The following is a 21,307-nucleotide window of genomic DNA, read 5'->3' as shown; positions in this document are numbered from 1 at the left end:
TCCGGGGCGGCGCCGACCGGCGGAGGAATGTGCGGGATCGATGCCTCCGGTCCGATCCGTCCCTTGGGCGTCCGGGCCGCCCGGCGGGAATCCCGCACGGCTCGCCAGCCGCTGGGCTGCGCCGGCCGGGACGCCGTTTTCCGCGTCATGCGCCACGCGCCGCGCGGGCCGAAATCACTCTCCGTGCTCCAGAGTGGAACTGTGCGCGACCGTCCGGGCAGGTCGAGGTGACCGCCGAACGGGTCCGCGGCGGCGCCACCCACCGTCCCCTGGTGCGTCTGCTGGCCGCCCTCGCGCTCGTGCCCCCGGTCCGGCTGGCGGTCGCCCGCTACGCCGTACCCCCGAGGTCGGCGGACCGGACCGGGTGCGACCGCTGCGGTGCGCCGATCGGCCTGGACCGGCCACTGCCGGCGCTCGGCCCCGCGGCCCGCTGCCCGACCTGCCGAGCCCGGGTGGGCGCGCCGCCCGGCGTGGTGGAGTTCGCCCTGGTCGCCGCCGTGGCGGTGCTGATGCTGGCCGACGGGCCGGGCGCGGTACGGGCGGCGGTGGCCTGGTGGCTCGCCTTCGCGGTGCCGTCGGCCCTGATCGACGCGGCGGCGCACCGGCTGCCGGACCGCCTCACCTGGCCGGCGGCGGCCGGCACCTGGGCGCTGCTCGGGGTGGCGGCGCTGACCGGGGCGGGCCCCGCGCCCTGGCTGCGCGCCACCGCAGCCGCGCTGGCCCTCGCTGCGGGGTTCGCGGCGACCACGCTGCTGCTCGGTCGGCGCGGGTTCGGGCTCGGGGACGCCAAGCTGGCGCTCGGCGTCGGGGCGCTGCTCGGCTGGTACGGCTGGCCGGTGCTGGTCACCGGGCTGGTGCTCAGCTTCGCGCTCGCCGCGCTGGTCGGACTGGCCCTGCTGGCGGCCCGCCGGGTCCGCTGGTCCAGCCACCTCCCCTTCGGCCCGTTCCTGATCGCCGCCGCCGCCCTCGCCCTCCTCCTCGCCACCGATCGGTTCTCGTAGTCGGTGGCACCTTCATGGCGCCGGCGGCGGTGGAGCCCTCGACGTGACACCGGATCAGCGGCTGTGACCCAGGTCACTCGGGATGAACTTCCGCCTGCTGGCCACGTCCGGAGCACCTGGATACCTCTCGCGCTCATCCAGGGAGAATGATGCGTTCAGTTCGCAAGATATCGGCGCTGGCACTGCTGGTGCTGGGCGTCTCGATGGTGGCTCCGGACGGATTGCCGGCGTCGGCGCAGCCCCGGGCCGCGAAGCCGGCGACCACACCCACGGTCGCGTCCAAACCCCGGACGGTCACGCTGCTCACCGGCGACACCGTGCACCTCAGCACCGTGGACGGCCACACGGCTGTCGACGTCGTGCCGGGCAAGGGACGGGAACGGATCCCGTTCATCACGCACAGCGCCGGCGAGGACGTGCGGGTCATCCCCGCCGACGCCGTCGGCCTGCTCAACCGGGGCGAGCTCGACGAGCGGCTCTTCGACATCTCAATGCTGGTCGGTTTCGGCTACGACGACACCCGGGCCGCTCTGCCGCTCATCGTCCAGCACAGCGGCGCCGCCCCCGCCCGCCTCGCCGGCGCCCGGACCACCCGGGCGCTCTCCGGGGCGAGCGCTGTCGCGGAGAGCCGCGCGGGCGCGGTGTCCTTCTGGAACGACATCACCTCCGCCGCGAGCGGCACGGAGCGGCAACTGCGGTCCGGATTCGACAAGATCTGGCTCGACGGGCTGCGCCACCCGACCCTGGACGTCAGCGTCCCGCTGACCGGCGCGCCGCAGGCCTGGCAGGCCGGCTGGACGGGAACGGGGGTGAAGGTCGGCGTGATCGACACCGGCATCGACCAGACCCACCCGGATCTGGCCGGCCACGTCGCCGCCGCGGAGAACTTCACCGCCGACCCGGACACCCTCGACCGGGTCGGCCACGGCACCCACGTCGCGTCCACCATCGCCGGCAGCGGGGCCGCGTCGGACGGCCGTTACAAGGGCATGGCGCCCGGCGCGACCCTCTACAGCGCCAAGGTCTGCACCGAGGTGGGCTGCCCGGAGTCGGCGATCCTGGCCGGCATGACCTGGGCGGCGCAGCAGGGCGTCAAGGTCGCAAACATGAGCCTCGGCGGCCCGGACAGCCCGGAGACCGACCCGATCGAGGCGGCCCTGGCCGACCTCACCCAGCGCTACGGCGTGCTCTTCGTCGTCGCCGCCGGCAACGACGGCCTGGCCGGCGAGTCCACCGTGAACTCGCCCGGCGATGTGGCCGAGGCGCTGACCGTGGGGGCCGTGACCAAGACGGGTGAGCTGGCCGAGTTCTCGAGCCGGGGCCCGCGCACCGGCGACGCCGGCATCAAACCGGACATCACCGCGCCCGGCGTCGGCATCGTCGCCGCCCGCAGCTCGACCTCTGACCTGTGGCCGGACGGCGAGAACCCGCAGTACACCAATCTCTCCGGCACCTCGATGGCGACTCCGCACGTGGCCGGCGCAGCGGCGATCCTGACCCAGCAGCACCCCGGCTGGACGCCCGAGCGGATCAAGGCCACCCTGATGGCCGCCGCGCAGCCGAGCACCGCCATCGGTGTCTACGAGCAGGGCGCGGGCTTCCTCAACGTCGCCCGGGCGATCCAGCAGCCCGTCACGGCGAGCCCGGTCAGTGTCGCCTTCGAGCGGACCGCCACTGCGCAGCAGAGCACGATCACGTACGCGAACAGTGGCGCTTCCGACCTCACCCTGGCTGTCTCCCTCGACGCCAAGGACGCCGACGGCGCCCCGGCGCCGGCCGGCCTGTTCAGCCTCAGTGCCTCCTCGGTGACGGTACCGGCCGGCGGCACGGCCACCGTGACCGTCAATGTGCAGGCCGCCGCCGACCTGCCCGACCGCTACTTCGGCGGCGAGGTGACCGCCACCGGCGGCGGCGCGCAGGTGCAGACCCCGGTCGCGCTCGACGTCGCCCGCCACGAGCTGACCCTCAAGCTCGTCGGGCCGGACGGCGGAGCGCCCACGCTCGAGCAGGGCTGGGTGACCGTCCTGCTCGACCTGGACCGGCAGACCATCCTGGTGCTCGGCGACCCCGCGGCCACCAGGTACCGGGTCCGCGCGGGCCGCTACCTGGTCCAGACGTACCTGGTGAGCGGCGACCCGTTCTTCCCGGACATCACTTCGCTGGTGCGCCCGAGCCTCGACCTGACCACGGACCAGGCGCTCACCATGGACACCAGCCTGGCGAAGCCGATCGCGGTGTCGGTGCCGAACCCGAAGGCCACCGCGGTCTGGCAGGAGTCCGGCTGGACGATCCGGACAGAGGAGCCGCAGATCTGGGGCAGCAACGACCCGTTCGGCGTGTTGATGAACGTCCCCTTCGACCACGTGCGGACCGCGCAGATCGGGGCCGGCAAGACGCCCGGCTTCGTCTCCTACGTCCACGGGATGTGGGGCCAGGTGCGCCAGGGCAGCCTGCACAACAGCCCGTACGTCTACCGGGTCTACCTGTACGAGCCGGAGGAGATGATGACCGGGCTGACCCGCAATCTGCGCGCGGGCGACTTCGCCACGGTCCGCTCCCAGATCAGCGCGGACGTGGCCGGCGTGCCGGTGGCGCGGACCGCGGTCGCGCACGCGCCCGGCAACTCGCCGGTCTACCGCGACGAGCGCAACGTCCCGCCGTGGTTCACCTACGACGTGCCGAGCACCATCACCGAGTACTACACCCAGGACAAGCAGGCGGTGTGGCAGTCGACCTCGGCCCAGTCGGGGTACACGTACTACCAGTCGGCGTGGACCAGCTTCCGGCCCGGGAGCACGTACACGGTGAAGTGGGCCAACGCGGTGGCCGGGCCGGTCTTCCCGGAGCCGAACTTCGGCCAGCAGTTCGCCACCCGCTACTGGGGCGACAACATCGGCGGGCCGGGGCCGCTGCACGGCGACGGCACCGGGCACATGGGCTTCCGGTTCGTTCGCGGCGGCAGCGTGGAGGTGAACCTCTACCGCAACGGCGTCAAGGTCGGCGACTCGAACCAGACCCCCTGGGTGTGGAACGTGCCTGCGGAGACGGGTGACTACCGGTTGGCCGCGACCTTCCGCAGCGACCCGGCCTTCAGCCTGTCGACGGTGGTCGACGCGGAGTGGACCTTCACGTCCGCGCACGTGAGCGACGGCGAACTGGTGAAGCTGCCGATGACCGCGATCCGGTACACCCCGGAGCTCAACATCAACAACCGGGCGCCGGCCAACCAGCTGTTCGCGATTCCGATCTCGCTCGACCGTCAGGTCGGGGCGGCGCCGGGCCAGACCACGGCCTTGACCGTCGAGGCGTCCTTCGACGACGGCAGGACCTGGCAGCAGTTGACCGTGCAGCGGTCCGGCGAGAAGGCGGTCGCCTGGGTGCGCAACCCGGTCGGCACCGGCTTCGTCTCGCTGCGGGCCGCTGCGGCGGACACCAGCGGTAACACGGTCAAACAGACCATCATCCGCGCCTACCAGTACTGAGGGTGAGCCCGGACGCGGCGCCGAGCGGCGCCGCGTCCGGGTCACCGGTGCCAGCGCAGCCGGTCGCGGATCCGCCGCCTGCTCAGGCCGCCTCGAGGCCGGTGCGCAGGGCGCGCAGCGCGTAGTGGGTCCGGGACTTCACCGTGCCGATCGGCACTCCCAGCCGGCCCGCGACCTCTTCCGGTGACCGCCCGAGCAGGTAGACCTCGGAGAGCAGACTGCGCTGTGCCGGGCTCAGCCGGCCGAGCGCGTGCCGAATGGCGTGCGACGCCAGAGCAGTGCCGATGGTGTCGTCACCAGCGGGAATCCAGGTCATGTCGACGAGATGGACCTCGGCCGGGCGGCCCCGCCGTAGCCGGACGCCGTCGATGACGAGCCGCCGAGCGACGGTGCAGAGCCACCGGCGGGCGGCATCGGGCTCGGCCGGCACCGAGTCGAGGTGCCGCCAGGCCCGCAGCATCGTCTCCTGGAGCAGATCCTCGGCGGTCTGGCGCTGGTGGCGGGTCAGCACGAGCAGGAGACGCAGCACGGCACGGGCGTGGTCCCCATGCAGCGCGGTCATGCGCTCAGCCCGGCCGGCCGGTGATCCGTCGGGTGCCCGCAGCACGATATCTCCCCCATGAGCAGGAGCAACGGTGACTGAGGCACGAGCCTAGGGACGACCAATGTGAATGGACTGACGCGTAAGTGCGAATCGAGTGCCGTCGCCGATCGCAGTCGGTCACGGACGCGACGTGACGCCCGCGAGCAGGCCGGCCAGCCGCCGGCCGGTCCGGGTCTGTGCGTACGGGATCAGGGACAGCGCCTCCTGCCACGCCCGCACCGCAGCGTCCTGGTCGCCGGCCGCGGCGAGGGCGTCGCCGAGCAGCGCCAGCACCTCCGCTGCCGGCGCCGCCGCCGAGGCCTCCTGGTAGGCGACGGCGGCCTCGCGCCAGCAGTCGACCGCCCTGCCGAGCTCCCGGCGAGCGGAATGCACCTGGCCGAGCACCTCCCACGCCTCGGCGATGCCCAGCCTGTACTGCGCTCCGCGCGACAGCACCATCGCCTGCTCGGCGCAGCGCACGGCCTCTTCCTCCCGGCCCAGTTCGGCGTTGCTCGCGGCCATGATCACCAGGGCGTCCGCGAGCAGTTTGTCGTCTCCGGCCACCCATGGCCCCAGCGCCGCGGTAAGCGTCCGGACGACCTCCTCGTGTCGTCCCTGGGCGGCCAGGATCATCGCCCGGTTGATCCCGGCCCGGGTCATCTCGCCGTGCAGGCCGAGTCGGGCGAGCAGCTCGAGCGCCCGGTCGAGATGGCCGACCGCGGTGTCGTGCTCGCCCCGAAAGTAGGCCGCCCCGGCCAGGCTGCGGTGCATCCGGGCCTGCCCGACCAGGTCGCCGCCCGCCCGGGCGGCCTCGAGGGCCGCCTCGCCGGTCGTCGTCCAGTCGGCCCACCGGCCGCTGCGGTCGAAGAAGTGCTGCATGCCCAGGGCGAGCTGCCAGGCGTCGGTGTGCCGGCCCTGCCGGGCGGCCCGGCCGACCAGCGCGATCAGGACCTGCCGCTCGGTGGTGAACCAGCGCATGGCGTCGCCGTGGCCGGCGAAGCGCAGCGGGGTCTCGCCCGGCCCCGGCTCGATCATCGGGTGGTGCTCGGAGGCCAGCAACCGCCGGTGCGCCTGATAGCAGGTGGCCCGATAGAACTGCAGGCAGCGAAGCTCCGCGGCGGCGCGCTCGGCCGGGCTGTCGTGCTCCTCGCCGAGCTCCGCGGCATAGGCCAGCAGCAGGTCGTGGGTGCGGTAGCGGCCCGGCAGGTCCTCGCTGATCAGGTGCGCGCGGCTCAGCTCGCCGATCAGCGCCCGCCCGGTCCGCAGCGGGACGCCGGCCAGGCCCGCCGCCCCGGCGGTCGAGATGTCGGGGCCGGGATGGATCGGCAGCAGCCGGAAGAGCCGGGCGGCCGGGGCGGAGAGTGCCTGGTAGGACCAGGAGAAGACGGCACGTAGGCCGGTCTGCGGGTCGTCGCCGTCGAAGCCGTCCAGGCTTGCGGGCTCTTGGGCGAGCTCGGCGGCGATCTGCGCCGGTGGCGTCCGCGGCAGGCTCGCCGCGCGGGCGGCCACCACGGCCAGCGCGAGCGGCAGCCGCCCGCAGCTGGCGATGATGGCGTCGATCGCGGCCGGGTCAGCCGCGACGCGGCCGGCGCCGAGCGGCCCGAGGAGCGCCACGCGGGCCTCGTCGAGGCTCGGCAGGCCGACCGGCAACGGGTGGGCGCCGGCCGTGGTCAGCAGGCTGCTGAGCCGACTGCGGCTGGTCACGATCACCAGACAGTCGGGGCTGCCCGGCAGCAGGTGCCGGATCTGCTCGGCGTCCCGGCAGTTGTCGAGCACGATCAGCAGGCGCCGGCCGGCAAGGATGCTGCGGTACATGCCCGCCTGGGCGTGCAGCTCGGCGGGAATGCCCTGCTGGGGCACCCCGAGCGAACCGAGGAAGCCGCGCAGCGCCTCGGCCGGACTCATCGCCGGCTCCCGCCCGTCGTATCCGCGCAGGTCGACATACAGCTGCCCGTCCGGGTAGCCGGCGGCGAACTCGTGGGCGAGGTGGACGGCGAGGGTGGTCTTGCCGATCCCGGGCATGCCGTCGATAGCGAGCACCGTTCGCCCGCCCGGGCGCGCGACCGCCGCGCGGGCCTCGGCGATGAGGTCGTCCCGGCCGCTGAAGAAGGGCAGGTCCGGCGGCAGCTGCGCGGGCCGGGGGAGTGGGGTTGGCGACTCGATACGCGCCGGCCGGGTGCGCTGGTGCAGCAGCCGGTCGTACGCCTCCCGCAGCTCCTCGCCCGGATCGATGCCCAGGTCGTCGGCGAGCCGGCGGCGCACTACCCGGTACCTCTCGACGGCTTCCGCCTGGCGGCCGTCGGCGGCGAGCGCCAGCAGCAACCGGCTCTGCAGCGACTCGTCGAGCGGGTGCTGCTCGGCGGCCTGCCGCAAGGGCGCCAGCACCGCGCCCAGCCGGCCGCAGCGCTCGGCGGCGTCGGCGGCCTCGCGCACGGCCTGGGCGCGTTCGGCCTCCACGGCGAGAAACGCGGGATGCACGCGGGAGGCCGGTTCGAGGCCCGCGGCGCACCGGCCGCGCCACAGCCGCAGCCCGTCGAGGGAGTGCCGCAGTGCCGACTCCGGGTCGCCGTCCTGCAGGCTCCGGCGCGCCAGCCGGCTCAGCGACCGGAACTTCAGCAGGTCCAGGGACTCCTCGTCGGCGCGCAGCCGATAGCCCGAGAGCTCCCGGAGGACGTGCCGGCCCGCCGACCGGGTGGGCAGGCCGGGCTCGAGCAGCCGCCGGAGCATCCCGACGTGCCGGTGCACGACGTTCGCGGCGCTGGCCGGGGCCTCCTCGTCCCAGAGCAGGTCGACCAGCTCGGCCAGGGAGACCGGTGAACCGGCCCGGGCCAGCAGCAACGCGAGCACCAGTCGCTGCTGGCGGGCGCCCAGCTGCACCTCGGCACCGGCGCGGACGACCATGATCGAGCCGAGCACCGAGAAGCCGATCGTCTCGCCCGCCTGCGCCCGCACACCGGCAACGGTAACGGGCCGATCCGCCACCGGAGCTTGCGACCAGGCCACGGGTGTCCAGGACGGCGACGGGATCCCGTGCGTCAGCGCGCAGAGGTCAGCGGCGGGCGGGTGGGGCGAGGGCCGGGGTGGGGCGGGGGAAGAGCCGGCCGAGCACCTCCGCCAGGGGGCGGGCGGCCAGCGGGGTGAGCAGGGTGCCGATCAGGGCGCCGAGCAGCAGGCCAACGGCCACGTCGTGCGGGTAGTGCACCCCGACGAAGACGCGGGAGACCGCGGCGAGCACGGCCAACGGGACGGCCAGCAGGCCGAACCGGCGGTGCAGCAGCAGCGTGGTGGCAGCCAGCGCCCCGGCGATGGTGGCGTGGTTGCTGGGGAAGGACCAGTCGCCGACGGCCGGGCAGTGGCCGGCGACGATCACCAGGTTGGCCGGGCTACGGCAGGGTCGGTCCTCGGCGACCAGGCTCTTCAGCCCCTCGCTGGCGCCGTACGCGACCACCACCGCGATCGGCGCGGCCAGGGCGAGCGCCCGGTCCCGGACGCCGCCGCCGACCAGCCGGGTCAGCGCCGCCAGCACCAGCAGAATGCCGAGCAGCACGATCGCGCCCTCGGTGAAGTGGGTGGCGAACCAGTGGATCGGTTGGGGTGTACCGTCGGCGAACTCGACGACGTCGTGGTACCAGTCAGTGCTGATGTCCGGAACGTCAGTCATAACGGTCTCGTTCATTTTCCCCCCACCTCCCGTTCATACTCCGTCCACCGGGAGGGTGGCAGGGGAATCACCGCCGGACCCCCGAAGTCTCAGCGACCTCACAGGGCGGCGGGCACCGCCGTCACGACGCGGCCGGCGGGTCCGACGGCGGGCGCGGGGCGGGCTGCCCGACCGGCCCGGACATCCGCTCGACGATCTCCTCCAGCGCCTCGAAGGCGTACGCCCAGTTGTGGCACTTGAAGCTGCGCAGGCCGTCGATCGGGGTACGGCAGTCGGCGCAGTGCACCCCCGGGATCGCGTCCGGGACCTCGGTGTTGACGTACTTGCGCTCGCCGAGGATGACCCGGGCGATCATGGCCCGGTCGTGCACCCCGTGCAGGGCTGAGGAGACGATGTCGTACCAGTTCACCCGGCGGCCGCACTTCGGGCAGTCGGGCTCGTCGCCGCTGACCCAGAGCGGCGCGCCGATGCTGCGCGCCGGCATGTTGAGCAGCTTCTCCAGCCGGCGTACGTCCGACTCGGGCGTGGTCCAGCGGTGCCGGCCCGGCAGCGAGGCGGGCGAGTCGTAGACGGCACGGAACAGCCCCGGGTCGACCTCCACGGTCTCCCGCCTACCGGTCATCGGTACCTCCTCGGACGTCGACGTTCCTCATCGTCGTACCAGGGTGAGCGGCGCGCGCTGCCCGATCAAGGACACGACGGGTCAACGGTGTGTCGCCGAGAGTGCTACACATCAGGCGTGACCGGTGAGCCGACGACCACCCCGAGCGAGGCCGAGTCCCGGCCGAACGTCGCCCGGATGTACGACTACTACCTGGGCGGCTGCCACAACTTCGCCGCCGACCGCGCCGCCGCCGAGCAGATCCTGAAGATCTTCCCGGACACCGGGGTGGCCGCGCAGACCAACCGTGCCTTCCTCCGCCGGGCCGTCCGCCACGCGGCCGAGCGGGGCGTACGCCAGTTCCTGGACGTCGGGGCCGGGCTGCCCACCCAGGGCAACGTGCACGAGGTCGTCCGCCCGATCGCCCCCGGCGCCCGGGTGGTCTACGTGGACAACGACGAGGTCGCCGTCGCGTACGCCCAGCGGCTGCTGCCGGTCGACGGCCGTACCGTGGTGGTCCGCGGCGACCTGCGGCGACCCGACGAGCTGCTGGCCCACCCGGACGTCCGCGCCAACATCGACTTCACCGAGCCGGTGGCGGTGCTGCTGGTGGCGGTGCTGCACTTCGTGCCCGACCGCGACGACCCGTACGCGGCGGTCGCCCGGCTGCGCGACGCCACCGCGCCGGGCAGCATGCTCGTGCTGTCCCACCTGACCATGGACGGCGCCCCACCGGTCCCCACCCAGCAGGGGCGGGAGGTCTACCGGCGCAGCAGCGCGCCGATCGTCCCCCGCACGCACGCCGCCACCGCGCGCTTCTTCGACGGGTACGAGTTGGTCGAGCCCGGCCTGGTCTGGCTGGCCGACTGGCGGCCCGACGGCGAGCCGAACGCGGCGGTGTCGCACGGCTACGGCGGGGTCGGCCTGCGCCGCTGACCTCAGCCTCCGGGTGGGGCCGCCCGCGGGCCCGTCGGCGGGTCCCCGATGGACCGTCCGGGTTGTTACGCTCCGCGCCATGTTTTCCGGCGACGCGGATGCCGACCTGCGGCAGATGGCTGACGACCCGACCTTTCCGCACCGCGACGCGGCACGGCACGCACTGCGGTTCCGCGCCTCCGGTGACGTGGCGGACCTGGTCGCCGTACAGGACGATCCACACCCGTGCGGCATGACCGACGTGGTGTTCGCCCTGGCGGGGGCGAAGCGGCCGTGGCTCAACTGGGTGCCGATGCCGAGCGAGGCGATCTCCAACGTCGCCAACGAGATCGGTGGCCGTCGGGCCCAGGGCGAGCAGCTCGAAGTCACCGAACTCGGGCTGTCGGCCGCGGAGCCGGCCAGCGCCGTCACGGCGTTCCGCCGGATCGCCGGCCCGGTCAGCATCGGCATCGCCGAGTTCCCGCCGCCCGACATCCGCGCTCCCGTCCAGCCCGGCCGGTACGCGATCTGGCGGTACGACGGGACCGAGCCGGTGCCCGCCGTGCCGGCGCCGTCGGACGCCGCGGTCCGGCTGCTCCAGCAGGCCGCCGGGGAGCCGTGGCAGTCGCCGCTCTCCGGTTACGTGAAGGCCGCCCCACTCGGTGAGCTGGCCCTGACCGACCTGCTCGGGCTGCTCGCCCACCTGCCCGGCCCGCCGGACGCCCCCCGCTGGCAGCACCTCGCCAGGTCGACGCCGACCTACTGGTACCGGCTCATGCAGCCGTGGGTCTGCCTCGGCATCCTGCACCACGCGAAGGACGAGCCGTGGCCGACCTCGACCCGACGCGAGGTGCTGGTGGACCTCGCGTTCGGCGTGGAGGACTGGGTCGCCGACGCGGCGCTGTTCGCGCTCGTCACCGCCGCGTACCGGGAACCCGAGCTGCGGGCGGAGGTCCGCCAGCTCGTCCGGGCCCGGCTCGACGCGGCCGTGGCGGCGAACCGGCTGGTCACCATCGAGGAGTCGCTGGCGAAGCTGATGCTGGTCACGCCCGGCTGCCGGGCGGACGACCGGGCGCTCGCCACGGCGGTGCTGGCCCGCGGTGAGGACGACGAGGACGAGGACCAGCAGGACGAGCAGCCGGCGCCGCCCGCGAAGCGCCGCTGGTGGCGGCGGCGTCGCTGACCTCAGCCCACCGCCCCCCGGCGGACCGCCTCGGCGGCCAGCCGGGACCGGCGCCGGTCGTCGTTGCTGACCAGGTCGAACTTGTCGTACAGCCGGGTCAGGTGCTTCTTCACCGCGCTCTCGCTGACGCCCAGCGTGCCGGCCAGGGCGCGCACGGTCGGCGGTTCCGGGAAGGCACCGGGCCCGGCCAGGTACGGGCGGCAGAGCAGGTCCAGCAGGTCCCGTTCCCGCCGGGTCAGCGCCGGCGGGGCGGGCGGTGGCGCCACCCCCACCGTCCGGGTGCCGGTCAGCTGGGCGGGAGCCCGAAACACCAGGCGGGCCGGGCCGACCACCACCCGGTCGCCGTCGTGCAGCGTCCGGGCCTCCCGCAGCGGCACGCCGTTGACCGTGGTGCCGTTGGTGCTGCCCAGGTCGCGGATGATCCAGCCGGGCGGCAGCCGTTCCACCAGCGCGTGCAGGCGGGAGACCAGCGGACTGTCGACCGGCAGCTCGTTGCCGGGGGCCCGGCCGATGGTCACCGTGTCCGGGCTGAGCGGCACGAGGCGTACCGGGCCCAGCCCGTGGACCTCGAAGTGCCCGCCGGTCACCGGTCGCACCACGGCTGAGTGGTCGCGGCGGTGGTCGCGCCGCCGTGGGCCGGAGCCACCGTCGCCGACGCGGTGACACACCGCCCCGCCGACCGGTAGGGCTCGGTCCACAGCTCGTACGCCTGCCCGGCGGCGCGCTGCCGGGTGCCGGGCCCGCCGGCGGACCGCACCGCCAGGTCGACCGTCCAGGTGCCGCCCCCGGTGCCCACGTTGTCCCGGTACTGCTTCCACACCCACACGTACGCCATCGCGGCGCGGCAGCTCGGCGACCAGTACTGCTTGACGGAGATGGCCCGCAGGCCGCCCGCGTACCCGTAGGCGGACGCGCCGACCTGGTAGGCGTCGGCGTAGCAGGGGCCGGGCGGGGCGTCGTCCTGGCTGGCCCGGCGGGGAGCCGCCGTGCCGGTGACCACGGTGCTGACCCGCCGGCCCGCCACGGTCAGCTCCAGCACGCCCCGGACCGGTCCGGGCAGGTGCGGGACGACCACGAAGCCCACGTCGCACCCCGCCCCCGGGGCGAGCCGGCGTGGCCCGCACGCGTCCGCCACGATCCGCAGGTCGCCCCGGGACGGGCCGGCCACCGTCAACGCGCCGAGCAGGACCGGCTCGCCGGTGCGGTTCCGCACCGTCACCACCCGCTCCTCCGACTCGGTGTGCAGGGTCAGCCGGCCCAGGTCCAGCCGGGCGGGCAGGGTGACCGGGGCCGGCGCGGGCGGCGCCGGCGCGTACCCGGTCGCCAGGACCGCCGCCACGGCGACGGCCAGGCCGACCGACCGGCGCAGCGCGGGCCGGCGTGCCCCGGCCGGCCGGGTGACGGTCGCGGACAGCGCGAGGGCCGCGCGGCGCCGCGCGGTGAGCGACAGCACCGGGCTGGGTGGTCCGGCGGGCGGCGCGTCGGCGGCGGTCACGCCACCCAGCACGAACGGTGTCACCGGCAGCCCGGCGGCGGCCTGCGCGGCGCGCAGCTCACCGGCCAACTCCGCGACCGAGGCCGGCCGCCGCGCGGGATCCTTGGCCAGCGCGCGTTCCAGCGCCGCGCAGACCTCTTCGGGTACGCCGAGCGGGCGCAGATCCGGCACCGGGTCGGCGGCGATCCGGCGCAGCAGCGACTCGACGGACTCCCCGTCGGCGGGGGCGAACGGCGGCGCGCCGCGGATCCAGTGCAGCACCGTCGAGGCCAGCGCGTACCCGTCGGCGGCCACCGAGGCCGGCTCGCCGCGCAGCACCTCCGGGGCGGTGTGCAGCACGCTGGCGGTGATCGTGGCGCGCGTCCCGGTGCGCTCGGCGCACGGCCGGGCCTGGCCGAAGTCGGCCAGCTTCGGCTCGCCGTATCCGGAGACCAGGATGTTCTCCGGTTTGACGTCGCGGTGCAGGATGCCCGCCCGGTGCGCGGTCTCCAGCGCCCCGGCCACCGCGATCCCGCCCGCGAGGGCCACCCGCCAGTCACCCGCCGTCCCGGCGCGCAGCCGGTCGCCGAGCGAGCCACCCTCCTCGTGCGCCATCAGCAGGTACGGGTTGCCGCCGGCGGTCCGGCCGGCCTGGTGCAGGGTGACGATGTGCGGATGGTCGGAGAGCCGGCCCAGCGTCCGCAGCTCCCGCTCGAAGCGGGCCCGGGACGGCCCCGCCCAGTCGGTGGCGAGCACCTTCACCGCCACCCAGCGGGAGTAGTCGGCCTGCCGGGCCCGGTAGACGACGCCGAACCCGCCCCGCCCGACCACGACCGCGTCGGTGCACCCGGCGATCCCCAGGGGGATACCCGGGCCGACGCCGGACTCCGGCCGGCGCGTCGCCGCACGCTCGCTCTGGACCATCGCCGCTGAATGCTACCGATGGGTTGCGACCGGACCCGGTGCCGCTCGGACGCCGGAGGAACGCCCGGCCGCCGGACAGCCGACGGTCCGTGCCCCCAGGACACGGACCGTCGGAGCCTTCCGGATCAGCCCGGGCCGGGCGAGTCGCCCGGCCCGGGTTCGCGGGGCGAGTCGTTGCCGCAGCTCAGCCCGATGGAGCCGGGACCGGTCGCCCGTCGCCCGCCGTGGGCGTCACCGTGACGGGGGCGCCCGGCCGGGGCTTCCGCGACGGCGAGGACCGCCAGGGCCGGCGCGACCGGCGCGAGCGCCGCCACGAGCTGTGTGACGCTCATCGCGTCACCACGGGCGTCCGAACCGGAGGGTGCCCCCGGGGCCGGCCGGATCGACCGGCCGGCCCCGCCCCCCTTCGGCGATCAGTTGTCGTTGTAGAACTTGTAGGCCCGGCACTCGCCCTCGCTGGCCTGATCTCCTCCACCGTCGACTCGTGGCTGAGTCCCCGGTAGCTGCTCGCCATCGCCACCCGCAACGCCGAGTTGGACGGGCCGTTGCGGGCCCGCAGAGAGACAACCAGGGTTCGGGCGCGGCCGACAGGTGACGAAGTGGGGAGGGTTCCCTCCCCGACTCCGCTGCTCCGCCACGCCGGGGTGTCGGCGCCGGCTGGCTGACGGGCGGGCAGAGACAGCAACGCCCCCGTCCCGACGAGGCGTCGGGGCGGGGGCGCAGCGGAAGAACCTATGCCACGAAGCGGGTACGGCGTCGGCGGGTGATCAGGTAGCCGACGCCGCCGAGGAGCAGGAGCCCGCCGCCGACGCCGGCCACGGTCGCGGTGTCCGCACCGGTCACGGGCAGCCCGCCGCCTTCGCCACCGTCGCCGCCCTCGGCGCCGGGGGGCGGGGCAACGGTCGTGGTGGCGCTGGGCGTGGCGGTCGGCGTCGGTGCCACGGTGGGCGTCGGCGTCGCGGTGGGCTCACCGGTCGGCGGCGTGACGAGCTCGACGCCGGCGAACCCGATCGGACCTCCCAGCCCGCCGAGCGGCCCAGCCGGGGCCGTCAGCGTCAGCGCGCCCTCGGTGCCGCGGATCGCCTTCGTGCCCTGCCCGGCCCACTGGTCGGCCAACACCTGAATTCCGCCCTGCGCGTCGACGTACTCCTTGCTGACCCAGCGGTAGACGATTGAGGAGATGTTCTCGGCACGGGCATCCGGCTTGGTGGAGATGCCCGCTCCGGTCACCGCCAGGCTGGCACCGGCAGCAAGTTCCTCATCGAACTCGCACCAGGCCGACTCCTGGTTGCTGTCGACGGCGTACCAACAGTTCTCGTACTTCTTGGTGAAGTCGAGGTCGTTGAGGATCCGTACGTGCACGACAAGACCGTCGACCGGCGCGTCACCGAGGTTCGTCACCCCGAGCACGGCCGGCACGTCCTCGCCCTGCCCGACCGCATACGTGCGGTTCTTCCCCGTCTGCGGGTCCTTCTCCGTGCCCGCGGCGAGCTTTGCCGGGTCGGGTTCGTTCTGGGCCGGCGCGGCGGCGGCGGGCGTGGCGGCGAGGCCGGCCGCGAGGATCGCGGCGGCGCCCAGGGCGGAACCCGCGTAACGGCGGATCGTCATGGAAACCCCCGTGCGTGAAACAGGACAACCGCGAGACCATACAGCGCCTCGGCCGCCGTTTCCGTCCCGATCAAACGGGCCAAGCAGGGCAGGCTGGACAAGATCGACGTGGCACGAGGTGAAGTAGGCCACACAGATGCCAGTTCGAGGAATCCGGTCGTTCCGATGCCCGGCTGGAGTCCGGGGCCTCGCCTTTGGCCGACCTTGATAGACGTGAGTGGGCCGCCAGGGACTCGAACCCTGAACCTATGGATTAAAAGTCCACAGCTCTGCCATTGAGCTAGCGGCCCGCCCGCCCAGGCTACCGGAACCCGCCCGGGAAGGGCTTCCGGCTTCCCGCCGCGTCGATCTTCCGACCGTCGCGGGCATGGCCGGGTCGACGTGGGGAACCGGTCCGGCATGAGGTTGAGCAGCACGCCTTCCGTGGCCGCGTCGAGGGAGGTGCCGGGTGCCGACGGGGTACGCCGGCCCGGCGGTGAGGTGCACGCCTGGCTGCCGGGGCTGAACCAGACGGTCTGCGGGCTGCCGTTGAGCCGTACCCGGCTGCGTCGGTTCCCGCACGTGCCGTTCGACTATTCGGCCACCGACGTGCTCACCGAGGCCGATCCGGAGGGGTACGTCTGCCCGCGCTGCCTGGCCGCCGCCCGGGGTCGCCGGCCCGGGGAGAAGGGCTGGGTCCGGCACCATCCGCGACCCTGACCGGTCCGGGGGTTGGTGTCCGCTTCAACGGGTACGGCAGCAGGCATGCGCATCGTGATCGTGGGGGCCACCGGCAACGTGGGGACGGCGCTGCTGCGCCGGCTTCGGCGGGAGTCCGGGGCGGAGCTGGTGGGGGTGGCGCGCCGCCTGCCCGGGCCGGACGCGGGTGAGCCGTACGACGGGGTGGAGTGGCACGCGTGCGACATCGCGGCGCCCGACTCGCCCGTGCGGCTCGCCGCGATCTTCGCCGGAGCGCGGGCGGTGGTGCACCTGGCCTGGCAGATCCAGCCCAGTCACGACCAGCGCACGCTCTGGCGGACCAACGTCGGGGGCAGCCGCGCGGTTCTCGACGCCGCCGTCCGGGCCGGCATCCCCGCCCTGGTGTACGCCTCGTCGGTCGGCACGTACGCGCCCGGCCCGAAGGACCATCCAGTGAGCGAGCGGTGGCCGGCGACCGGGGTGCCCGGGTCGTCGTACAGCCGGGACAAGGCGGAGGTGGAGGGCCTGCTCGACACGCTGGAGCGGGAGCACCCGGAGTTGCGGGTGGTCCGGCTGCGGCCGGGGCTGATCTTCCAGCGGGACGCCGGCACCGAGATCAGCCGCTACTTCCTCGGCCCGCTGGTCCCGGTCCGGCTGCTCCGGTACGGCCGGATTCCGCTGGTCCCGGCCAACCGCCGGCTGCGGGTGCAGGCCGTGCACGCCGACGACGTGGCCGACGCGTACGCGAAGGCGGTCCTGGGTGAGGCGCGCGGTGCCTTCAATGTTGCCGCGGACCCGGTGCTGAGCCCGGAGCTGGTGGCCCGGCACTTCCACGGCTGGACGGTGCCGGTGGCGATCCCGGTGCTGCGTGCGGCGGCGGCGCTGACCTGGCACGCGCGGCTGCAACCGGTCGACGTGGGCTGGGTCGACCTGGCGTTGAACGTGCCCCTGCTGTCCAGCGAGCGCGCCGAGTCCGAGCTGGGCTGGCACCCGCGGATCGACGCGGTCACCGCCCTCAAGGACCTCCTCGCCGGCATGTCCCACCGCGCCGGCACCGACGCCCCGCCCCTCTCCACCGACCCGGAACTCCCCGGCCGCCCGAGCGCTCTCCTCAAGGCCCGCCTCCCCGGCCACCCCAACCCCTACTGACCGTCCCCCCGCTCCTGCCGGCCACCAAGATCCACGTGGAGTGCGGGAAACCGGTGCCCTTGCGTGCCGGGAGAGCGCGGTTCGCGGCAAGCCGAGCGGGATCCTGACCGAGCCGGGCGGCGGTCAGGCGTGGGAGAGGGCGAAGGCGGTGAGGAAGCCGAGGACGGTGATCAGGCCGACCAGCAGATGGGCGTCCTCGAACGCCTCCGGGACCATGGTGTCGGTGATCATCGCGAGGATCGCGCCGGCCGCCAGCGCGGTGATGGTGGCCAGCACCTCCGGCGGGGCACCGCCGAGCAGCGTGTAGCCGGCCAGCGCCGCCACGCCGCTGACCAGGGCGATCGCCGTCCAGAGCAGGAAGACGTACCGCCGGGTGCGGCCGGCCTGGCGCATGCCGGCGGCGCTGGACAGGCCCTCCGGCACGTTGCTGAGGAAGACCGCGATCACGGTGACCAGGCTGACCGGCCCGCCGGCCAGCAGGCTCGCCCCGATCACCACCGACTCCGGTACGCCGTCCAGCAGCGCGCCGACCGCGATGGCCGTACCCGAGCCGGGTTGTTCCTGTTCGGACGGTTGCTCGTCGCCGGAGCGCTTGCGGTGCCGGGCGCCCCGGCGGGCCAGCAGGATGTTCGCCCCGGTGTACGCGAGCGCCCCGACCGCCGCCCCGATCACGACCGGCCCCAGCCCGCCCTGCTCGTGCGCCTCGGCGATCAGCTCGAACGAGACGGCGGAGAGCAGCACACCGGCGCCGAACGCCATCACCGACGCGATGACCCGGCGCGGCACCCGCGCGAAGAATCCGGCGACCGCCCCGATCAGCAGGGCGGATCCGGCCAGCAGGCCCCAGAATCCGGCTTCCAACCATTCCGGCACGCGCAGGACCCTACCCCTGCCCGCGAACCGGAAACGAGGTCAGAAGTCGGCGAAGAGGTACGGCAGCTCACGCGGGAAGATCCGGCGCAGCTCGGCGGCCGCGTCCACCGGCACCTCGCCCAGCCCCCGGATGACCACGTCGGCCGGGTCGAGCACCCCGTACGCCAGGGCGGAGAGCCCGGCGGCGGTGAGCGTCGCGGTCGGCACGCTGCCCACCGCGGCGCTGTCGCCCGGCAGCAGCTCCAGCTTCCCGGTGGCGCCGTCGAGCAGGTGGCTGCCGGCCAGCCAGCGGTCACCGACCAGCTCGACGCGGACCCGTCCGGCCTCGGTCGGCAGGTCGGCGAGCGCGTCCAGGCTGAGCAGCCGCGCCATCGGGGCGGGCGACCCCGGCCGGGACACCCGGGTCTCCACGTGCACCGCGAGGTCGGTGAGCCACAGCTCGGGCAGCTCGTCGGCGGGAAGCTGGACGCTGATCCGCTCCACCTGGTCGACGTGCCGGGCGAAGAACTGCAGCAGCGACGCCCGGGCGTACGGGTCCTCGACGAGCAGGTCGTCGGCGTGCAGCGTGCCGCCGTGGTCGTCGATCCGGTAGGTGACCGCGCCGACGGTCCCGCCGTCGCGAACGGCGGTGAGCAGCCAGCGGTCGTCCCGGTCCCGCTGGGCGACCGCGCGGAAGTCCGGGAAGATGGCGAATCCGTGCCGCTCACGCAGGCAGCGCTCGGTGTACGCGCGCCACGTCGGGTAGCCGGCGCCGATCCGCTCCCAGACCACCTCGCCGGGCAGCTCGGCGCGGAGCAGCGGGCCCAGGTCGGCCGGGGAGAAGACCGCGGTACGCCGGCGGGGCAGCCCGACGTACCCGAAGCGCTCGTAGAAGGAGGCGCGGAACGGGTAGAGCGCGGTCAGCGCGTGCCCCTCGTCCCGCATCTCGTCGAGCAGGCGGTGCAGCAGGTGGCGGACGTGGCCGCGCCGGCGCGCCAGCGGGTGGGTCGCCACCCCGGCCACGCCCGCCATCGGCAGCACGCTGCCGCGCAGGTTCTGCCGCATCGGGATCGCCGAGGCGGCGGCCGTGACGCCCCCGTCCTCCTCCACGACCAGGGTCCGGTTGCCCGCGTTGTACGGCAGGTACTCGCGGAACTCGTCGACCCGGGACGCGACCATCGGCGACCGTTCGAACGCGTACGCCTGGAGGGGGAAGGTGGTGGTGAGGCGTTCCTCGGCGGCCAACCGGCGGATGAGCATCCGTCCATCCCAACCCGGGCCGACCGCCTCCGCAACCGGATTGGCCGGTCAGGTCACCGGCAGGTGCCGTACGTGCCGGCGCCGGCGCAGCCTCGCGGTGGACGCGCCCGCCACGGCGAGGATGAGCAGCGCGGTCACCACGATTCCGTGCACCGCACCCCGGGCCAGGTAGCCGTCGTCGGTGTGGTCGACCGCCCAGGTGGCGATCTCCCGGCTCGACCAGAACGGGGTGAGTTTGGCGCCGGCGCCGGCTGGGTCGATCAGCATCTGCACCGCCACCACGGTGAGCAGCAGCAGGGTGCCCTCCAGCTCGCGGGGGAGTACCGCGCCGATCAGCATGCCGAAGGGCGCGGCCACGGCGACGGCGCAGAGCATCGCGGCGGCCACGCCGGCGTACCGCAGGTCGGGACCGTCGACGGCGACCAGGGCGAAGAAGGGTACGGCGATGGCGAGCCCCACCACCCAGAGCCCGAGCATCCGCCCGAGCCAGAGATGGTGGGCCTGGTAGCCGGCGAGCCGCAGCCGTGGCTCCAGGTCGCGGGCCGCGCCGGTGGCGAAGAGCGCGGCGGTGCTCACCGCCCAGCTGATGCCGAGCAGCAGCGCGCGGACGGACTGCCCGACGTAGGCGTCCCGCCGGATCAGGTAGAAGGCGAGCGGCATGAGCAGCAGCAGCAGGAGCACGCCCCGGCGGCGCAACAACTCCCGCAGCGTCATCTCGGCGACGGTCATCAGCCGGTTCACGGACGGCCTCCCGGTACGGCGGGGGTGAGGTCGAGGACCAGGTCGACCCGGTCGAGCTGGTTGAGCAGGTGGGTCACCACGACGATCGCCCGGCCCTCGTCCCGCAGCCGCAGCAGCTGGTCCCAGAAGTTGACGTAGGTGCCCCGGTCGAAGCCCTGGTACGGCTCGTCGAGCAGCAGCACGTCGGGTTCGCTCAGGGTGGACAGGGTGAGATTGAGCTTCTGCCGGGTGCCGCCGGAGAGCCGCCGGGCGGTCACCGGCTCGTCGGGCTCCCAGCCGAGCTGCCGGGCTGCGGCCCGACCGGCCCGGCGGGCCGTGCCCCGGGTCAGCCCACGGCCGGCCCCGACCAGCACGAAGTGCTCGTCCGGCAGGAGGAAGTCGACGGTGCCGCCCTGCTGGGGGCAGTAGCCCAGCCGGCCGGCGACGGTCACCTGCCCGCCGTCCGGCGACTCCAGGCCGGCACAGATCCGCAGGAAGGTGCTCTTGCCGCAGCCGTTGGCCCCGACGACGGCGGCGATCTGCCCGGCCCGGACGGTCAGGCCGGCGTTCCGCAGCACGGTCCGCCGGCCGTACCGCTTGGTGATGTCCTCGGCGTGCAGCCGGACCGGGCCGGGGCGGGGCGCCGGGCGGGTGCCGACGCTGTCGGCGATGACGGCGGCGTACCGGTCCGGCGCGCCGAACACCGTCCACGGGTCGCCCCCGCCGTCCCGCAGGTGGGTGGCGGCCTCGGCCACCACGTGCCGGACGTCCTCCGTCGCCACCCGGCGCCGGTGCAGCTCGGCCGCGAACGCGTGCAGCCACTGGTTGGCGTTCACCCGTCGACTCCTCCCGTCACGATGGCGGTCACCGGCGCCACGAACGCCTGCCAGTCGTGGCCGCCCCGGCTCAGGGCGGCCCGTCCGCTGTCGGTGATCCGGTAGTACTTGCGGGCCGGTCCGCCGGTCCCCTCGCGCCACTGCGCGGTGATCAGGCCGGCGCGTTGCAGCCGCAGCAGCACCGGGTAGAGGGTGCCGCCCTGGATCGGGCCGATGCCGGCCGTGTCGAGCGACTGGGCCAGTTCGTAGCCGTACGACTCGCGGTGGCGCAACAGGCCGAGGACGCAGAGGTCGAGCACTCCACGCAACCACTGGCCCCGCCGCTCGGTCTCCACCCGGGGAACAGTAGCGAGGCCAACTAGATGGCACAACTATCTAGT

At 74.3% G+C, this 21,307-nt stretch carries 19 protein-coding genes and 1 tRNA gene; 6 read left to right on the top strand and 14 right to left on the bottom strand.

The annotated features are described in order from the left end of the window. Positions 1-227 precede the first annotated feature (227 nt). Both ACZ6S5_RS00620 and ACZ6S5_RS00615 read left to right on the top strand, forming a co-directional pair. A complete protein-coding gene (locus ACZ6S5_RS00620; protein WP_465996273.1) occupies positions 228-1,001 on the top strand; it encodes a prepilin peptidase in 774 nt (257 codons plus the stop codon). A gap of 149 nt (positions 1,002-1,150) precedes the next feature. After that, complete coding sequence (locus ACZ6S5_RS00615) at positions 1,151-4,483, top strand: S8 family peptidase (protein ID WP_465996271.1); 3,333 nt, start codon at positions 1,151-1,153, stop codon at positions 4,481-4,483. A gap of 82 nt (positions 4,484-4,565) precedes the next feature. Here ACZ6S5_RS00615 and ACZ6S5_RS00610 read toward each other — a convergent pair whose 3' ends face one another. The 4 genes from ACZ6S5_RS00610 to ACZ6S5_RS00595 all read right to left on the bottom strand — a co-directional run bounded on the left by ACZ6S5_RS00610 (position 4,566) and on the right by ACZ6S5_RS00595 (position 9,349). Beyond that, positions 4,566-5,045, bottom strand: a complete 480-nt coding sequence (locus tag ACZ6S5_RS00610; RefSeq protein ID WP_465996270.1) for a sigma-70 family RNA polymerase sigma factor — start codon at positions 5,043-5,045, stop codon at positions 4,566-4,568. Between the two features lie 159 nt (positions 5,046-5,204). Beyond that, on the bottom strand, positions 5,205-8,018 hold the full coding sequence (locus ACZ6S5_RS00605; protein ID WP_465996268.1) for an AfsR/SARP family transcriptional regulator: 2,814 nt from the start codon (positions 8,016-8,018) through the stop codon (positions 5,205-5,207). Between the two features lie 97 nt (positions 8,019-8,115). Continuing rightward, a complete protein-coding gene (locus ACZ6S5_RS00600; RefSeq protein WP_465996266.1) occupies positions 8,116-8,727 on the bottom strand; it encodes a phosphatase PAP2 family protein in 612 nt (203 codons plus the stop codon). A gap of 121 nt (positions 8,728-8,848) precedes the next feature. Continuing rightward, the gene (locus tag ACZ6S5_RS00595; protein ID WP_465996265.1) at positions 8,849-9,349 is read right to left on the bottom strand and encodes a hypothetical protein; all 501 of its coding nucleotides are present in this window, start codon (positions 9,347-9,349) and stop codon (positions 8,849-8,851) included. Positions 9,350-9,466: 117 nt separating this feature from the next. On the opposite strand from ACZ6S5_RS00595, the gene ACZ6S5_RS00590 reads away from it, so the two are divergent. Further along, positions 9,467-10,264, top strand: coding sequence for an SAM-dependent methyltransferase (locus ACZ6S5_RS00590; protein ID WP_465996263.1), 798 nt, complete (start codon positions 9,467-9,469; stop codon positions 10,262-10,264). 79 nt (positions 10,265-10,343) lie between these two features. Then, positions 10,344-11,426 carry a hypothetical protein gene (locus ACZ6S5_RS00585; protein WP_465996261.1) on the top strand — a complete coding sequence of 361 codons (1,083 nt, stop codon included), beginning with the start codon at positions 10,344-10,346 and terminating at the stop codon, positions 11,424-11,426. A gap of 2 nt (positions 11,427-11,428) precedes the next feature. Here ACZ6S5_RS00585 and ACZ6S5_RS00580 read toward each other — a convergent pair whose 3' ends face one another. The 5 genes from ACZ6S5_RS00580 to ACZ6S5_RS00560 form a co-directional block, all read right to left on the bottom strand. Next, entirely contained in the window at positions 11,429-12,013 is a 585-nt protein-coding gene (locus tag ACZ6S5_RS00580; protein ID WP_465996260.1) for an FHA domain-containing protein, read from the bottom strand. After that, on the bottom strand, positions 12,010-13,824 hold the full coding sequence (locus tag ACZ6S5_RS00575; protein WP_465996258.1) for a serine/threonine-protein kinase: 1,815 nt from the start codon (positions 13,822-13,824) through the stop codon (positions 12,010-12,012). Before ACZ6S5_RS00575 ends, ACZ6S5_RS00580 begins: the two co-directional genes overlap by 4 nt. Positions 13,825-13,949: 125 nt before the next feature. Then, positions 13,950-14,156, bottom strand: a complete 207-nt coding sequence (locus tag ACZ6S5_RS00570) for a hypothetical protein (RefSeq protein WP_465996256.1) — start codon at positions 14,154-14,156, stop codon at positions 13,950-13,952. Positions 14,157-14,556: 400 nt separating this feature from the next. Then, positions 14,557-15,432, bottom strand: coding sequence for an LPXTG cell wall anchor domain-containing protein (locus tag ACZ6S5_RS00565; protein WP_465996254.1), 876 nt, complete (start codon positions 15,430-15,432; stop codon positions 14,557-14,559). A gap of 218 nt (positions 15,433-15,650) precedes the next feature. Next, positions 15,651-15,722 (bottom strand) — tRNA-Lys (locus tag ACZ6S5_RS00560). Between the two features lie 133 nt (positions 15,723-15,855). Between ACZ6S5_RS00560 and ACZ6S5_RS00555 the strand changes: the two genes are divergently transcribed. Together ACZ6S5_RS00555 and ACZ6S5_RS00550 are read left to right on the top strand one after the other, a co-directional pair. Continuing rightward, positions 15,856-16,131, top strand: coding sequence for a hypothetical protein (locus ACZ6S5_RS00555; protein ID WP_465996252.1), 276 nt, complete (start codon positions 15,856-15,858; stop codon positions 16,129-16,131). Positions 16,132-16,176: 45 nt separating this feature from the next. Beyond that, positions 16,177-17,259, top strand: coding sequence for an NAD-dependent epimerase/dehydratase family protein (locus ACZ6S5_RS00550; protein ID WP_465996250.1), 1,083 nt, complete (start codon positions 16,177-16,179; stop codon positions 17,257-17,259). 123 nt (positions 17,260-17,382) lie between these two features. Here ACZ6S5_RS00550 and ACZ6S5_RS00545 read toward each other — a convergent pair whose 3' ends face one another. The 5 genes from ACZ6S5_RS00545 to ACZ6S5_RS00525 are packed head-to-tail and all read right to left on the bottom strand — an operon-like array spanning position 17,383 to position 21,262. Beyond that, entirely contained in the window at positions 17,383-18,132 is a 750-nt protein-coding gene (locus ACZ6S5_RS00545; protein ID WP_465996248.1) for a ZIP family metal transporter, read from the bottom strand. 39 nt (positions 18,133-18,171) lie between these two features. Next, positions 18,172-19,371, bottom strand: a complete 1,200-nt coding sequence (locus ACZ6S5_RS00540; protein ID WP_465996246.1) for a GNAT family N-acetyltransferase — start codon at positions 19,369-19,371, stop codon at positions 18,172-18,174. A gap of 48 nt (positions 19,372-19,419) precedes the next feature. After that, positions 19,420-20,112 (bottom strand): hypothetical protein, encoded by a 693-nt coding sequence (locus ACZ6S5_RS00535; protein WP_465996244.1) that lies wholly within the window; start codon positions 20,110-20,112, stop codon positions 19,420-19,422. Further along, on the bottom strand, positions 20,109-20,927 hold the full coding sequence (locus tag ACZ6S5_RS00530; RefSeq protein ID WP_465996242.1) for an ATP-binding cassette domain-containing protein: 819 nt from the start codon (positions 20,925-20,927) through the stop codon (positions 20,109-20,111). The genes ACZ6S5_RS00535 and ACZ6S5_RS00530 overlap by 4 nt, the downstream gene beginning before the upstream one ends. Further along, complete coding sequence (locus ACZ6S5_RS00525) at positions 20,924-21,262, bottom strand: PadR family transcriptional regulator (RefSeq protein WP_465996240.1); 339 nt, start codon at positions 21,260-21,262, stop codon at positions 20,924-20,926. The genes ACZ6S5_RS00530 and ACZ6S5_RS00525 overlap by 4 nt, the downstream gene beginning before the upstream one ends. Between the last annotated feature and the right edge of the window lie 45 nt (positions 21,263-21,307).

The sequence above is a fragment of the Micromonospora sp. NPDC051924 genome, assembly GCF_055586005.1.
Note: the sequence above shows the minus strand (reverse complement) of the source record. Positions and strands in the feature narration are given on the sequence as shown.